Raw genomic sequence first — 15,533 nt, forward strand, 5'->3', positions numbered from 1 at the left:
GAAATTTCATTGGGCAACGCACGAAATATCGCCTTTTGGGTCGTTCTGTTCCTGTTGATCCTTGCGCTATTCAACATTTTTTCGGGCGGCGGCAACACGCTGCAAAGCCGCGAACTCAGTTATTCCGAATTCGTTTCGGCGGTTGAAGACAACACGGTCAGCTCCGTGACGCTCGACGGCGAACAAATTCGGTTCCGCAGCACCGATGGCCAGGATTACGTGACCATCAAGCCCGAGGATGCAACGGTAACCGATCTGTTGGTCAGCAATGATATCCCGATCCGTGCCGAGGAACAGCAGCAATCAGGCTTCCAGTCCTTCCTCCTCAGTCTGCTGCCCTTCCTGCTTTTGATCGGTGTCTGGATCTACTTCATGAACCGCATGCAAGGGGGCGGTCGCGGCGGCGCGATGGGCTTTGGCAAATCCAAGGCCAAGCTGCTGACCGAAAAACATGGCCGCGTCACCTTTGACGATGTGGCCGGCATCGACGAAGCCAAGGAAGAGCTTGAAGAAATCGTGGAGTTCCTGCGCAATCCGCAGCGGTTCTCGCGGCTTGGCGGCAAGATCCCGAAAGGCGCGCTTCTGGTGGGGCCTCCGGGCACCGGTAAGACCCTGCTGGCGCGCGCCATCGCAGGCGAGGCCGGGGTGCCGTTCTTTACCATTTCCGGGTCCGATTTCGTCGAGATGTTCGTCGGCGTTGGTGCATCGCGCGTCCGTGACATGTTCGAGCAGGCGAAGAAGAATGCACCATGCATCGTGTTCATCGACGAGATCGACGCCGTGGGCCGCGCGCGTGGCGCCGGTCACGGCGGCGGCAATGACGAACGCGAACAGACGCTGAACCAGCTTCTTGTCGAAATGGACGGTTTCGAGACCAACGAGGGTGTGATCATCGTGGCGGCGACGAACCGCAAGGATGTTCTTGACCCGGCCCTGCTGCGGCCTGGGCGCTTTGATCGTCAGGTCACGGTTCCCAATCCCGACATCAAGGGCCGGGAAAAGATCCTTGGCGTCCATGCACGCAAGACGCCGCTCGGGCCAGATGTGGACCTGCGCATCATCGCACGGGGTACGCCGGGCTTTTCGGGGGCCGATCTTGCCAACCTGGTCAACGAGGCGGCGCTTATGGCGGCGCGGGTTGGACGGCGCTTTGTGACGATGGAGGATTTCGAACACGCCAAGGACAAGGTGATGATGGGGTCGGAACGCCGCTCGATGGTGCTGACGCCGGAGCAGAAGGAAAAGACCGCCTATCACGAGGCGGGACACGCCATCGTCGGTATGGAGCTTCCGCAATGTGACCCTGTCTACAAGGCGACGATCATCCCGCGCGGCGGGGCGCTTGGCATGGTCGTGTCGCTGCCCGAGATTGACCGTCTGAACTGGCACAAATCCGAGTGCGAGGAAAAGCTGGCCATGACAATGGCAGGCAAGGCGGCCGAGATCATCAAGTACGGTGCCGACAACGTGTCCAACGGACCGGCGGGCGATATCCAGCAAGCGTCGGCGCTGGCGCGGGCGATGGTCCTGCAATGGGGCATGTCCGACAAGGTGGGCAATATCGACTACCGGGAAGCGGCCGAAGGATACAGCGGCAATGCCGCCGGGTTGTCTGTCTCGGCTGAAACCAAGGCCTTGATCGAGGACGAGGTGAAGCGTCTGATCAGCGAAGCCTACGACCGGGCGCATCAAATCCTTTCCGACAAAAGCGTGGAATGGGAGCGTCTTGCGGAAGGTCTGCTGGAATTCGAAACGCTGACAGGTGAAGAGATCGGGCGGGTGATCAAGGGCGAGCCGCCCAATTCGGGAGATGATGACACCCCGAGCGCCGCGCCGGACAAGCCGAGCATTGCCTCTATCCCGAAGACCAAGCCGAAGCCCAAGCAAAACCCGGATGGTGGCGACCTGGAGCCCGAACCCAGCGCCTGATCTGGAAGATGCACGAAAAGCAACCCCGGTGCCCGAAAAGGCGCCGGGGTATTTTTATTGTGCGAGACGTCGGGTTTCGGGTTGCCCTTCGGCCCGCATCGGGCTTGGTTGCCGTCATGCAGGAGGAACGCCGAAGATGCCCGCGTTGAAACCCACCGACTTTTTTGCCCAAGTGGCCTGGATCGGATGCGTAACCGGTGAGGGACAAGGGATTCCGTCAGCCCTGGTCGATGTATTGGAGGTGGGCTTTGATGGGCCGGTTGGCGAACGCCATGGCGGTCGGACGCGACCCTCGTGCAGCCGGGTGACATCGCAACACCCGCGTGGCACGCCGATTGCCAATGTGCGGCAATTGTCCGTCCTGTCCTCTGAAGACCTGGAATCGATTGCCGCCGCGATGGGCCTGGCGGAGATTGATCCGGCCTGGTTGGGGGCAACGCTGGTGGTGTCGGGCCTGCCGGATTTCACCTGTGTTCCGCCGTCTTCGCGGCTCCAGGGGCCGGACGGGGTAACGTTGATCATCGACATGGAAAACCGTCCCTGCCATCTGCCCGCCCGGGAAATCGAGGCGCGGTTTCCGGGCAAGGGAAAATACTTCAAGGCCGCGGCGAAGGGCAGGCGCGGAGTGACCGCCTGGGTCGAACGGCCGGGTCGCTTGACGCCGGGCGATCGGCTGCGATTGCATGTGCCTGACCAGCCGGTTTGGCCACATCTGGAGGCCGCGCGTGGTTAGCAGGTTTCCGATGGGCGACGCGGCGGCGTCGATCGCGCCGCGGATTGGCGCGGAAGTGTCGGTTTCACGGCGACACGCCTCTGGCGCGCGGCTGTATGGCTCTGACAAACAAGGTGCGAACAGGGGACCCCAATCATGTCGTATAAATCGGATATAGAGATCGCGCGGGCGGCGCAAAAACGCCCCATCCAGGAGATCGGCAAGAAGATCGGGATCGGGTCTGACGACCTTTTGCCCTATGGCCATGACAAGGCGAAGGTCAGCCAATCTTTCATCAATTCGGTTCAGGATCGCCCGAATGGCAAGTTGATCCTTGTCACCGCGATCAATCCGACCCCGGCGGGCGAGGGCAAGACGACCACAACCGTCGGTCTTGGGGACGGGTTGAACCATATCGGCAGACAGGCGATGATCTGCATCCGCGAGGCGTCGCTCGGGCCGAATTTCGGCATGAAGGGCGGCGCAGCCGGAGGCGGCCATGCGCAGGTGGTGCCGATGGAGGACATGAACCTGCATTTCACGGGGGATTTCCACGCGATCACCAGCGCCCACAGCTTGCTGTCGGCGATGCTCGACAACCATATCTACTGGGGCAATGAGCAGGAAATCGACATCCGTCGCGTGCAATGGAAGCGGGTGGTCGACATGAATGACCGGGCCCTGCGGCAGATCACCTGTTCGCTGGGCGGTGTGGCCAACGGGTTCCCGCGCGAAGCCGGGTTCGACATCACCGTGGCGTCCGAAGTGATGGCAATTCTCTGCCTCGCAACGAATCTCAAGGATCTGGAAACCCGTCTGGGGGCGATGATCGTGGCCTACCGCCGTGACCGCACCCCGGTTTATTGCCGCGACATCAAGGCCGAGGGCGCGATGACGGTGCTCTTGAAGGATGCGATGCAGCCGAACCTCGTGCAGACGCTCGAGAACAACCCGGCCTTCGTGCATGGTGGCCCGTTCGCCAATATCGCGCATGGCTGCAATTCGGTGATCGCGACGTCCACGGCGCTCAAGCTCACGGATTTCGTTGTCACCGAAGCCGGGTTCGGAGCGGATCTCGGGGCCGAGAAATTCATGAACATCAAGTGCCGCAAGGCCGGGCTGGCACCATCTGTCGTGGTCTGTGTTGCGACAGTACGCGCGATGAAAATGAATGGCGGGGTGGCGAAATCCGACCTGGGTGCAGAAAACGTGGATGCGGTGAAGGCTGGGTGTCCGAACCTTGGCCGTCATATCGAGAACCTCAAGTCGTTTGGCGTGCCGGTTGTCGTGGCGATCAACCATTTCGTGACGGACACCGAGGCAGAGGTTGACGCGATCAGGAGCTACGTCAAGGAACATGGGGCCGAGGCTGTTCTGTCGCGGCACTGGGAACTCGGGTCCGAAGGGTCTGCCGATCTGGCCCGCAAGGTGGCCGAGGTGGCGGATGCCGGCCAGGCCAACTTTGCGCCGATCTACAACGACGAGATGCCGCTGGCCGAGAAGATCCAGACCATCGCCAAGCGCATCTATCGCGCGGACGGGGCGTTGATGGATCAGAAAATCCGGGACCAGCTGAAGCTTTGGGAAGACCAGGGGTATGGCAACCTGCCGGTCTGCATGGCAAAGACGCAATATTCGTTCTCGACCGACCCGACCCTGCGCGGCGCGCCGACGGGCCATTCGGTTCCTGTGCGCGAGGTGCGCCTGTCTGCGGGGGCCGGCTTTGTCGTGGTGGTCTGCGGTGAGATCATGACCATGCCGGGCCTGCCGCGTCACCCGTCGGCCGAGAGTATCCACCTCAACGAGGCGGGCGAGATCGAAGGCTTGTTCTAGCCTTGAAAGGACGGGTGGGCGCTCGGGCGTTGCCCATCGCCCCACCCGCCCTCCCGTTGGCGCTTGACTGTCCAGGGGGCCGCGGGATGGCGCGGGACGGGCCTGCATATTTGGAAAGAGAAGAAGGACGCATCATGGGTGCTCAGATCATCGACGGAAAAGCCTTTGCCGCGGAGATGCGCGGGCAGGTTGCCCGACACGTCGCACGGATCAAGGCCGATCACGGCATCACGCCGGGCTTGGCCGTCGTGCTGGTTGGTGAGGACCCCGCAAGCCAGGTCTATGTCCGCTCCAAGGGCAAGATGACCGCCGAGGTCGGGATGAACTCGTTCGAGCACAAGCTCGACGCGGAGACATCCGAAGTGGATTTGCTTGCGCTGATCGCGCGTCTGAACGCGGATGCGGCAGTGCATGGGATCCTGGTGCAATTGCCGCTGCCGGATCATCTGGATGAAGACCTCGTGATCAATTCGATCGATCCCGCCAAGGATGTCGATGGCTTTCACATCTCGAATGTCGGCCTGTTAAGCACCGGGCAGAAATCCATGGTGCCCTGCACGCCGCTGGGCTGTTTGATGATGCTGCGCAAACATCATGGCAGCCTGTCGGGCATGAACGCGGTGGTGATCGGACGGTCGAATATCGTCGGCAAGCCGATGGCGCAATTGTTGCTCGGCGACAGCTGCACCGTGACGATTGCCCATTCGCGGACCCGGGATCTGCCCGATGTTGTGCGCCGCGCCGATATTGTCGTTGCCGCGGTGGGCCGCTCCGAAATGGTGCCGGGAGATTGGATCAAGCCGGGGGCGACGGTGATCGATGTCGGCATCAACCGGATTGACGCGCCGGAAAAGGGCGCCGGCAAGACACGGCTCGTGGGCGATTGCGAGTTCGACAGTTGCGCCGAGGTCGCGGGTGCGATCACGCCCGTGCCCGGCGGGGTCGGACCGATGACGATCGCCTGCCTGCTTGCCAATTCGGTCACGGCGTGTTGCCGGGCGAACGGGATTGCGGAGCCTGATGGGCTGACTGCGTGACACCGGGGCTGCGGGGCCGGGTTGGCGGGTCAGCCCTGTTGTCGCACGCGGGCGGCGCGCCCGATGCCACGCAAGATGCCCCTGTTCGGGCTACGCGGTGTATGTGACCGCGTGGTCGCGCGTGCTGGCGGGTCCGGCCGCGCCTACCCGTCCATCTTGAGCGCCGAGATGAAGGCTTCCTGTGGAATTTCCACCTTGCCGAACTGGCGCATCTTCTTCTTGCCGGCTTTCTGCTTTTCCAGCAGCTTTTTCTTGCGGCTGGCGTCGCCGCCGTAGCATTTCGCGGTGACGTCCTTGCGCAGGGCCGGAAGCGTTTCGCGGGCAATCACCTTGCCGCCGATCGCCGCCTGGATCGGGATCTTGAACATGTGGCGCGGGATCAGGTCCTTGAGCTTTTCGCACATCGCCCGGCCGCGCATTTCGGCGCGGTCGCGGTGCACCATCGTTGAAAGCGCATCGACCGGTTCGTCGTTCACGAGGACCTGCATTTTCACCAGTTGGTCTTCGCGGTAGCCGATCATCTGGTAATCGAAGCTGGCATAGCCTTTGGTCACGGATTTCAGCCGGTCGTAGAAATCGAAGACCACTTCGTTCAGCGGGAGATCATAGACCACCATCGCCCGGTTGCCGACATAGGTCAGGTCGAGCTGAAGGCCGCGCCGGTCCTGGCAGAGCTTGAGCACATCACCCAGGTATTCGTCGGGTACGAGGATCGACGCCTTGATCCGAGGTTCCTCGATATGGTCGACGGTGGATGGATCGGGCATGTCGGCTGGATTGTGCAGCTCCTGCATCTCGCCGTCCTTGGTGTAGATATGATAGATCACCGACGGCGCGGTGGTGATCAGGTTGATGCCGTATTCCCGCTCCAGCCGGTCGCGCACCACTTCGAGGTGCAGCAGACCCAGGAACCCGCAGCGGAAGCCGAAGCCGAGCGCGGCGGAGGTTTCCATCTCGGAGGTGAAGGACGCGTCGTTCAGGGCGAGCTTTTCGATCGCGCCGCGCATATCCTCGAAGTCGTTGGCATCGACGGGGAAGAGACCGCAGAACACGACGGGGATCGACGGTTTGAAGCCGGGAAGTGGCGCTTCGCAGCCCTTCTTTTCGGTCGTGATCGTATCGCCGACGCGGGTGTCGCTTACCTGTTTGATCTGCGCCGTCATGTAGCCGATCTCGCCGGGGCCCAGTTCGTCCACCGCAAGCATTGCCGGGCGATAGACGCCGACGCGGTCGATGTCGTAGGTGCCGCCGGATTTCATCATCTTGATGCGCTGGCCCTTTTTCAGGACCCCATCGATGATCCGCACGATCACCACGACGCCCAGGTAGGGGTCGTATTTGCTGTCGACCAGCATCGCCTTGAGGGGCGCGTCGCGGGTGCCACCATGCGGGGGCGGCAGCCGGTTCACGATCGCCTCGAGCACGGAGGGGATCCCGAGCCCGGATTTGGCCGAGATTTCGAGCGCGTCGGAGGCATCGATCCCGATGACATCCTCGATCTGTTCCCTGACCCGGTCCGGTTCGGAGGCGGGCAGGTCGATCTTGTTGAGCACCGGAACGATTTCGTGATCCGCGTCGATCGCGGTGTAGACATTGGCCAGCGTCTGCGCCTCGACGCCCTGGGTCGCATCCACCACGAGAAGCGAGCCTTCGACGGCGCGCATCGAGCGGGACACCTCGTAGGCGAAATCCACGTGCCCGGGCGTGTCGATCAGGTTGAGGACATAGACCTCGCCATTCTCGGCCTTGTATTCGATCCGGACGGTGTTGGCCTTGATCGTGATGCCGCGTTCGCGCTCGATATCCATCGAGTCGAGAAGCTGCTCCTTCATCTCCCGTTCGGTGACCGTGTTCGTGGACTGGATCAGCCGGTCGGCCAGGGTTGATTTCCCGTGGTCGATATGGGCAACGATGGAGAAATTGCGGATGTGCGAAAGCTCTGTCATGCGCGGGATATGAAGCGGTTTCACGGTGCGGTCAAGGTGGCGCGACAGCCGCGGGCAGCCGCGCAAAAGGTGATTTGAAAAGAGCCGGGCATTCGGGCATGATCCTTCGAGGCAGCCGCGCGCCACACCGGGCAAAAGATCCAGGTCGCGCGGCACGGGCAATGGTGAGCAGGCGACATGAAATTATTGGCAGCAGTTTTGGTCACGGCACTTGTTGCCGGATGTGGCGGCGGCAACCGGTTCGACAGGTCGGACAGCGGTGTCATGCGGTTTTCCTCGGGACCGATCAGCCGCGCCTGCCTGTCTTCTGATCGCAAGGCGCGCAATTCGCGGCTTTGCGGCTGTATCCAGACGGTGGCCAACCGATCCCTGTCGGGGCGGGACCAGCGCAAGGCATCCCGGTTCTTCAAGGACCCGCAACGCGCGCATGATGTCTGGATGTCGAAGACGCCGGCGGATGATGCCTTCTGGGAGCAGTACAAGGCGTTTGCCGCCCGGTCGGAGCAGAGCTGTCGCGGTTACTGATCTACTGATCCTGGTCGAGAAACGCGCGTACAGAGGCTTCGAACGCGCGCGGACTTTCGGCGTGAAGCCAGTGGCCTGCACCGGGCAGTTTGGCGAAACGCGCTTTTGGGAACAACGCTTTGATCGCGGGGCGGTGATCCGGGGTGACGTAATCGGACTCGGCCCCCGACAGAAACAGTGTCGGGTTTTCGAAACTGCCGGTCATATCCGGGAATCCGAGGATTTTCGGCATTTCGGTTGCCAGCGCATCGAGGTTGAGCGTCCAGCGTTTGCCTTTCACGTCCAGTGACTGGGTGAAAAACGCCTGCAGGCTGGGATCCTGCACATGCGCTGCCAATTGCGCGGCTGCGTCCGAGCGTTTTTCGATCCTGGACAGATCGACGCTGCGCATGGCGTCGATGAACTGGATTTGCGAATGACCATAGGCGATCGGCGCGATATCTGCCACGACGAGGCGATTGATCAGATCGGGCCGCGTCAGCGCAAGCACCATTGCCGCCTTGCCCCCCATTGAATGGCCAATCACGTCCATCGACGTGCCATGCGCCTCGATCACCTCGGCCAGGTCGGCGGCCATGTCGGGATATCCGTGGCTGTCGGACCAGAAGCTGTCACCGTGATTGCGCAGGTCCACGGCAACGATTTTCCCGCGGTCCGACAAGCGCTTGGCGATCACACCCCAATTGCGGCCGGACCCGTAGAGCCCGTGGATGATCAGGATCGGCTTGGCAGAGCCGGTGGAGTCGAAGATCAGGGTATTCAGCATGAGGGCTTCTTACGGTGTGCGACCCGACTTGAGCAAGAGCGCGTGTCGGCGTAAATCGGGAGGATGGAGCAGGCCGAACACATCAGATCACATGCCGAGACGTTGCGCCGGCTTATGGCCAGGCAGCTGGGGCTGCGGAAGGGGCGGTTGTCGCGCCGGCTGGCCAAGGCCGGGCGGCGGTTGCCAACCGGAGTGCGCAAGGACATCGCGTTGGTGGCGGAGGCCGAGGAGATGGCCCGCAATCCGCGCCTTGCGCTGCGGCTTGATACGACGACGATCGACCCCGCCTTCGACCGTGCGGCGGCGCATCTGCGCGCCATCGACGTGGCGGACCGGCGCAAGGGTCTTTTCCTGTCGATCCTTGGCAGCGTGGCGTTCAACATCCTTGCGGTGATCGTGCTCTTGATCGTGGTGCTGCGCTGGCGCGGTCTGGCCTGAGATCGTTGACCGCCGGGGTGGGCACGCTAGCTAACCGCAGCATGAAAAATGCACTTATCATCGGGTCGAGCGGCGGGCTTGGAACCGCCATGTCGGACGCGCTCGCGGCGCGCGGGGTTGCCGTGACCGGCTTGTCGCGCAGTGGCGACGGGCTGGACGTGACGGACGAGGCCAGCGTGGCGGCGGCGCTTGGCGCGCTCGACGGGCCGTTCGATTTGATTTTCGTCGCCACGGGTGCGCTCGAAATCAATGGCGTCACGCCGGAAAAGACACTGCGCCATGTCACGGCGGAGGCAATGATCGATCAATTCAAGTTGAACACTGTCGGCCCGTCTCTGGTTCTCAAACATGCGATGCGGCTTTTGCCGCGCCACGAACGGGCCGTTTTTGCGGCCTTGTCGGCCCGCGTCGGGTCGATCGGCGACAACCGTCTTGGCGGCTGGTACAGCTATCGCACGTCAAAGGCGGCGCTGAACCAGATGTTGCACGGCGCGTCCGTTGAACTGGGCCGCACCCACAAGGGCCTTATCTGCGTGGCCTTGCATCCCGGCACGGTCGAGACGCCGTTCACCGAGAAATATGTCGGCCATAACCCGTCCGTCCCGGCCAGCAAAGCGGCGGAAAACCTGCTGTCGGTGCTGGATCGTCTGGCGGTCGAGGACAGCGGAAAATTCTACGACTGGCAGGGCACAGAGGTGCCGTGGTGAGCCGCCTTGTTCTCGTTCTCGGGGATCAACTGAGCGAGGGCTTGTCGGCATTGGCGGCGGCGGAAAAGGGATCGGACGTGGTGGTCATGGCCGAAGTGTCGGAGGAAGCCACCTACGTTCAGCATCACCCCAAGAAGATCGCCTTCATCTTTTCCGCCATGCGCAAATTCGCGGCCCGTCTGCGCGATGACGGGTGGGATGTGCGCTATACCCGGCTGGACGATGCCGAGAACGCAGGCTCCATCCACGGCGAATTGCTACGGCGGGCCGAGGAAACCGGCGCATTCGAAGTGATCGCGACCCAGCCCGGCGAATGGCGTTTGATCGAGGCGCTTGAGGACATGCCGCTCAGGCTGACCATGAAACCCGACACGCGGTTCGTCAGCACGCAAGACGAATTCGACACTTGGGCCGAGGGCCGCAAGGCGTTGCGGATGGAGTATTTCTACCGCGACATGCGCCGCAAGACCGGGCTTTTGATGGATGGCGACGACCCCGTCGGTGGCCAATGGAATTACGACGCCGAGAACCGCAAGCCGGCGCCGGACGATATCGCGTTCAGCGGGCCGATGCAGTTCACACCGGACGAGACCGTGCAAGAGGTGCTGGACCTCGTCGAGGCGCGCTTCGGCAATTCTTTTGGATCGCTGCGCCCGTTCTGGTTTGCCACCGATCAGGCACAGGCCCGGCGGGCGCTGAGCCATTTCATCACCTACGCGTTGCCGCGTTTCGGCGATTTTCAGGACGCGATGATGAACGACAATCGCTTCCTCTATCATGCGCTGGTTTCGCCCTACATGAATGTCGGGCTGCTCGACCCGATGGAGGTGTGCCGCGCCGCCGAGGACGCCTACACGGATGGGCACGCGCCGCTCAACGCGGTCGAAGGCTTCATCCGCCAGATCATCGGCTGGCGCGAATATGTCCGCCGCATCTACTTCCGCGAAGGCCCGGATTACACCCGCCGCAACGCGCTCGATCACCAGCGCAGGCTTCCCGACTTCTATTGGACCGGCGAGACGGATATGAACTGCCTGTCCAAGGCGATCACCCAGACGGCGGACGAAGCCTACGCCCACCATATCCAGCGCCTGATGGTGACGGGCAATTTCGCGCTGCTGGCCGGGGTGGACCCGCACGAGGTGCACGAGTGGTATCTGCGGGTGTATATCGACGCCTTCGAATGGGTTGAGGCGCCCAACGTTGTGGGCATGAGCCAGTTCGCGGATGGCGGCATCATTGCGTCGAAACCCTATGTGTCGTCAGGATCCTACATCAATCGCATGTCGGATTACTGCAAATCCTGCCGCTATCGTGTCCAGGACAAGACCGGAAAGGATGCCTGTCCGTTCAACCTGCTCTATTGGCATTTCCTCGACCGCCATTCCGAAACCTTTGCCGGGAACCCGCGGATGAACCAGATTTACGCCAATTGGCGGCGCATGGACGACGGTCGCAAACAGACAATCCTGTCCGAAGCAGAGGCATTTCTCGAAACGCTGGGCGCGTAAACGGGCGCGTAAACAGAGGCGGGTTTGCAGCGGCGTTTCCGGTTCAATGAAAAGGCTTGCTGTCCGGCGGGGCGCAATCGGCACCCGCGCCGTGATCCGAAGCGGGCAGAACTTCAGGATTGGAGACCGGACCATCGAGCCTGCCGGCAGCTCCGGGTCATGCGCCGCAAGACATCCACGCAAAGCGCGATCGTGGCATGTTGCACGACCGCCGGGAGCACTCTCCGGGCCGCTGGTCGCATGTGCGGGATTTCATGGAAGACTGGTGCCCCCAGAGAGACTCGAACTCCCGACCTACTGATTACAAATCAGTTGCTCTACCAGCTGAGCTATAGGGGCAATTGCGGCGTGATTAATGAGTGTTTCGCGGCTGTGCAAGGGGCAATCTGGCGATTTCTCTTAAATTGCCGTCCCTTGCCGTTGGTGGTTTTCAACAGAATTCTGACGGGTATAACGACTGCGGAATGCGGGACACATACTTACAATGCAGGTAGCCCTTCACGCAGGTGTACATCAGTCGGGCGCGGACAGGCTGGTCAAGACCTTGCTGCGCAACCGGGATGGGTTGCGCGGTGAGGGGATCGCGATCCCGGGTCCGGGGAAGTACCGGAAACTGATTTCGGAGATGCTCAACGCGCTTGACGGGGCGGCGCCTGCGCCGGGCGCGCGCGAAGTGTTGCTGGACAGTATTCTTGATGCAGACACTGGCCATGTCGATCGGCTTGTCCTGTCGCATGAGAACCTGTTTTCCGTGCCCAAGATCGCCTTTCAGGGGGGCGTCATTTACCGGAAGGCCGAACACCGGCTGCGCACCCTGCGCGAGGTTTTCGACGGCGATGCATTCGAGGTCTTCATCGCCCTGCGCAATCCGGCGAGTTTGCTGCCAGCGCTTCTGGCGGCGACACCGCATGAGGATATCGACCAGCTTTTGAAGGGGCTGGATCCGGCGCAAATCCGGTGGTCGGACCTGATAACGCGGATCACGGATGCCCTGCCGGGGGTGCCGGTGACCGTCTGGAGCGACGAGGACAGCCCCCTGATCTGGGGCGAGATCGTCAGCGAACTGGCCGGGGTCGAGCTTGGGTTTCCCATTATCGGCGCCTATTCCCGGATGGCAAGCATCATGTCCGGGGAGGGCATGACGCGATTCCGCGCCTATGTCGCGGATCATCCGGATCTGACGCAGGTCCAGGTGCGGCGCGCGATGGTGGCGTTTCTCGACAAATACGCCGATCCGTCCAAGCTTGAGGATGAGCTGGACATTCCTGGCTGGGATGATGCCCTGATCGCGGATCTGACAGAGCAATACGAGGAAGATTTGTTCGAGCTGCGGCGGATATCGGGGGTGACGCTGATCGAACCGTGAGGGTGTCGAAACCCTGCACGCACCCCGATCATGTCCTCAGCTCCAACCGGTGGTGACCCACAGGGCCGCAACACCAGCCGTGAGAACCACGGCATAGACGGATCCGACGCGAAGCCCCATGGATGGGACCCCCATGCCGATGGCGATGCCGGCCTTGACGGCTGTGTTGACCGCTGCCGCAATGAAAATGGCCGTGGCGGCTGATTGGACTGCGATATCATCGCCGGCCAGCCGCGCCACCGAGATGGTGATCGCATCGACATCGGTGACGCCGGACAGGGCGGCCGCGATATGGATGCCGGCATCTCCGAACCATGTCTCGAGGTAATGCAGCGCCAGCAGCACGAAGGCCAGAAGCGCGCCGAAGGACAGCGCCGCCCCGAAGTTGAGCGGGTTTGCAACGGCGTCGAGATCCGTCGCGGTGCCGTCACCCCGGTTGCGGAGCGTCAGGGCGGCCGCACCCAAGAGGCCAAACGCCGCCATGACCCCCATCGGCACGGCAAGCGGCGCAATCAGGGGGGGCTGGAAGATCGCGGCGAGAGCAAGAACACGCAGGAAGGTCACAGACCCCGCGACAATTGCCCCCGACGCCGCGACAGGGGCAAGCCCGGTCTGTGTCTTGGCAAGGCGGGCAAGCGCCACGGTTGTCGATGTCGACGAGGCGAGGCCGCCAAACAGACCGGTCAGCAACACGCCCAGGTCCGCGCCGCCAAGCCGGATCGCGCCATAGCCGACAAAAGACAGCCCGGCCACGATGACCACCGCCCACCAGATCTCGTATGGATTGAGCGCCGCGCCGGGTCCGTAGCCCTGATCCGGCAGAAACGGCAGCACCACGACCGAAATCAGCGCGAGCTTGAGCAGCGCCTCCAGTTCAAGCCGGCCGATCCGTGCCATCCAGCGGTGCAAGCGCTGTTTCATCTTCAACAGCAGTGCTGCGACCACTGCAACGGCGGCCGGCATCGCAATGTCGCCCAGTACCGAAGCAGCCCCCAGCGTGAAAGTCAGCAACAGCGCAACTTCGGTCGTCAGGCCGAGATCGTCGTTTTCTTCCAGTCGCACCCGGTAACTCAGGGCGAGCAGACCCGAGAGGCCGAGAAAGGCAACGGCAAGCACCACCGCCCCCGTCAGGGACGCCAGCCATCCGCTGATCCCGCCGAGCAAGCCGGTCAGGGCGAAGGTCCGCAGTCCCGCGACACGCGCCCCCTCGGGTTCGTTGCGGTCGTGCCACCCCCGCTCAAGGCCCAGCAGCGCCCCGATGGCCAGCGCGACACCGAGCCGGAGAAAGAGGTCAAGGTCATCCATTTCCGAACGAGCCTGTCCCGGGGTCCTGTGCAGACCGGGCGTCAGTCGAGCGCGTCATGGCCGATCGCCTTGCAGTCGGAGAGATCCGACCCGCCCGCGGCTGCCACAGTCTTGGCGAGGTCCCGCAGCGCGCTGCGCAGCCCTTCTTCGAGCACGGGGTGGTAGAATGGCATCGCCAGCATGTCGGCCACGGTCAAGCTCTGCTCCACCGCCAGTGCGAGAAGATGGACGAGATGTTCGGCGCCGGGCACGCACATCTCGGCTGCCAGCAGGCGGCCGGTCTCGCGTTCGGCATGGATGCGGAGAATGCCGGCGGCTGTCTGCGCCATGCGCGCCCGAGGCTGCCCCGAGAAATCCGCGCTCCCGGTTGCGATCTCCGTGTCACCCAACTCGGACAGGGGCGGGCCGACCCGCGCGACCTGTGGCGACGAGAACACGATGGATAAAGATGTGCGACGACACAGCCCGCTGCTCTGCGCGTCGGGCGCGGCCATGCGACCGGCGATGTGGCCCTCGTCCGCAGCCTCGTGTAGCAGCGGGCGGTAACCGTTTGCATCACCGGCCAAAAACACGGGCAGATCGCCGATGCGCAAGCTGGAGGGATCGATCTCTGGCTGCCCATCGTCGTCCAGTGTCACGCCGAGCGTGTCCAGCCCCAGATCTTCTATGTTCGGTCTGCGCCCCATCGCGGCCAACACCGCGTCGGCCTCGAAAGACCCTTGCGCGCCGGTCACCCGGATCGCGGTCCCCGCGTCCTCAAGCTCTGCCGGCGCACCGAGATGCAGCGGGACCTCGGCCTCGAATAACGGGCGGAACGCCGCCAGCACCTCAGCGTCATCGATGCCCGCCAGCGCCTCGACGGCGTCGAATCCAGTCACCTCAAGCCCCAGCCGGGCCAGCGCCTGCGCGATCTCGACCCCGATCGCGCCCATGCCAATCACGGCGATGCGGCACGGCAAGTCGGTCTGTTCGAACAGCGTGTCCGTGGTCAGGATGCGGTCGCCGAAATCGCGCCACGGCCCGGGCACGACAGGGCTGCTGCCCGGCGCCAGGATGATCGCGCGCGCCGTGACCGTCTTCCCGTTCACGTCAAGCCGCCCCGGGCCAAGCAGCCGCGCGCGGCCCGAGATGGCACGATCGCCCAGCTTGTCCGGAACCGCCTCCGGCCCTTTCACGAAACCGTCCCGCATCCGGCGCACACGGGCGAGAATGTCCGGGATGTCCGCGCGCAGCCCCTCCGCACCCCGGATGCCGAACTCCCCGAACGTGTCGCGCCGGTGGAAGGCGTTCGCCGCCTCGATCAGTGCCTTGGACGGCATGCAGCCGACGGCGGCGCAGGTGGTGCCCCAATGGCCGTCGTTCACCAGCAGGAAATCTTCGGTGTAGCGGCGCACCTCTCGCAGGGCCGAAAGCCCCGCGCTGCCTGCGCCCACGATGACAGTATCAACCTTCATCGAT

13 protein-coding genes and 1 tRNA gene are annotated in these 15,533 nt (G+C 63.0%); 9 read left to right on the forward strand and 5 right to left on the reverse strand.

Annotation, left to right across the window (positions count from 1 at the left end; translation table 11 throughout):
* Positions 1 to 9: 9 nt before the first annotated feature.
* From ftsH to folD, 4 genes are all read left to right on the forward strand, one after another.
* Positions 10 to 1,929 carry an ATP-dependent zinc metalloprotease FtsH gene (gene ftsH, locus LCF59_RS01215; protein ID WP_292284776.1) on the forward strand — a complete coding sequence of 640 codons (1,920 nt, stop codon included), beginning with the start codon at positions 10 to 12 and terminating at the stop codon, positions 1,927 to 1,929.
* A 136-nt stretch (positions 1,930 to 2,065) separates the two neighbouring features.
* A complete protein-coding gene (locus LCF59_RS01220) occupies positions 2,066 to 2,662 on the forward strand; it encodes an MOSC domain-containing protein (protein WP_292284778.1) in 597 nt (198 codons plus the stop codon).
* A gap of 135 nt (positions 2,663 to 2,797) precedes the next feature.
* Positions 2,798 to 4,474 (forward strand): formate--tetrahydrofolate ligase, encoded by a 1,677-nt coding sequence (locus tag LCF59_RS01225; RefSeq protein ID WP_292284780.1) that lies wholly within the window; start codon positions 2,798 to 2,800, stop codon positions 4,472 to 4,474.
* Between the two features lie 134 nt (positions 4,475 to 4,608).
* Positions 4,609 to 5,511: a bifunctional methylenetetrahydrofolate dehydrogenase/methenyltetrahydrofolate cyclohydrolase FolD gene (folD, locus tag LCF59_RS01230; RefSeq protein ID WP_292284782.1), complete on the forward strand. Its 903-nt coding sequence runs from the start codon at positions 4,609 to 4,611 to the stop codon at positions 5,509 to 5,511.
* 143 nt (positions 5,512 to 5,654) lie between these two features.
* Here the strand turns inward: folD and lepA are convergent, their stop codons facing one another.
* The gene (gene lepA / locus LCF59_RS01235; protein WP_292285020.1) at positions 5,655 to 7,457 is read right to left on the reverse strand and encodes a translation elongation factor 4; all 1,803 of its coding nucleotides are present in this window, start codon (positions 7,455 to 7,457) and stop codon (positions 5,655 to 5,657) included.
* 177 nt (positions 7,458 to 7,634) lie between these two features.
* Between lepA and LCF59_RS01240 the strand changes: the two genes are divergently transcribed.
* The gene (locus LCF59_RS01240) at positions 7,635 to 7,982 is read left to right on the forward strand and encodes a hypothetical protein (RefSeq protein ID WP_292284784.1); all 348 of its coding nucleotides are present in this window, start codon (positions 7,635 to 7,637) and stop codon (positions 7,980 to 7,982) included.
* Position 7,983: 1 nt separating this feature from the next.
* Here the strand turns inward: LCF59_RS01240 and LCF59_RS01245 are convergent, their stop codons facing one another.
* Complete coding sequence (locus LCF59_RS01245) at positions 7,984 to 8,748, reverse strand: alpha/beta fold hydrolase (protein ID WP_292284786.1); 765 nt, start codon at positions 8,746 to 8,748, stop codon at positions 7,984 to 7,986.
* A gap of 114 nt (positions 8,749 to 8,862) precedes the next feature.
* Here LCF59_RS01245 and LCF59_RS01250 point away from each other — a divergent pair, with 114 nt between their 5' ends.
* The 3 genes from LCF59_RS01250 to LCF59_RS01260 are packed head-to-tail and all read left to right on the forward strand — an operon-like array spanning position 8,863 to position 11,404.
* The gene (locus LCF59_RS01250; RefSeq protein WP_292284787.1) at positions 8,863 to 9,186 is read left to right on the forward strand and encodes a hypothetical protein; all 324 of its coding nucleotides are present in this window, start codon (positions 8,863 to 8,865) and stop codon (positions 9,184 to 9,186) included.
* A gap of 41 nt (positions 9,187 to 9,227) precedes the next feature.
* On the forward strand, positions 9,228 to 9,893 hold the full coding sequence (locus LCF59_RS01255) for an SDR family NAD(P)-dependent oxidoreductase (protein ID WP_292284789.1): 666 nt from the start codon (positions 9,228 to 9,230) through the stop codon (positions 9,891 to 9,893).
* Positions 9,887 to 11,404, forward strand: a complete 1,518-nt coding sequence (locus LCF59_RS01260) for a cryptochrome/photolyase family protein (protein WP_292284791.1) — start codon at positions 9,887 to 9,889, stop codon at positions 11,402 to 11,404. Before LCF59_RS01255 ends, LCF59_RS01260 begins: the two co-directional genes overlap by 7 nt.
* Before the next feature lie 263 nt (positions 11,405 to 11,667).
* Here LCF59_RS01260 and LCF59_RS01265 read toward each other — a convergent pair.
* Positions 11,668 to 11,743: transfer RNA gene (locus LCF59_RS01265), tRNA-Thr, on the reverse strand.
* A 145-nt stretch (positions 11,744 to 11,888) separates the two neighbouring features.
* On the opposite strand from LCF59_RS01265, the gene LCF59_RS01270 reads away from it, so the two are divergent.
* On the forward strand, positions 11,889 to 12,770 hold the full coding sequence (locus LCF59_RS01270) for a hypothetical protein (RefSeq protein ID WP_292284793.1): 882 nt from the start codon (positions 11,889 to 11,891) through the stop codon (positions 12,768 to 12,770).
* Between the two features lie 36 nt (positions 12,771 to 12,806).
* Here the strand turns inward: LCF59_RS01270 and LCF59_RS01275 are convergent, their stop codons facing one another.
* Together LCF59_RS01275 and LCF59_RS01280 are read right to left on the reverse strand one after the other, a co-directional pair.
* Entirely contained in the window at positions 12,807 to 14,075 is a 1,269-nt protein-coding gene (locus LCF59_RS01275; protein ID WP_292284794.1) for an MgtC/SapB family protein, read from the reverse strand.
* Positions 14,076 to 14,116: 41 nt separating this feature from the next.
* Positions 14,117 to 15,529, reverse strand: coding sequence for a dihydrolipoyl dehydrogenase (locus LCF59_RS01280; RefSeq protein WP_292284795.1), 1,413 nt, complete (start codon positions 15,527 to 15,529; stop codon positions 14,117 to 14,119).
* Positions 15,530 to 15,533 lie beyond the last annotated feature (4 nt).

The sequence above is a fragment of the Marivita sp. genome (assembly GCF_020055675.1).
Taxonomy (GTDB): Bacteria; Pseudomonadota; Alphaproteobacteria; order Rhodobacterales; family Rhodobacteraceae; genus Marivita.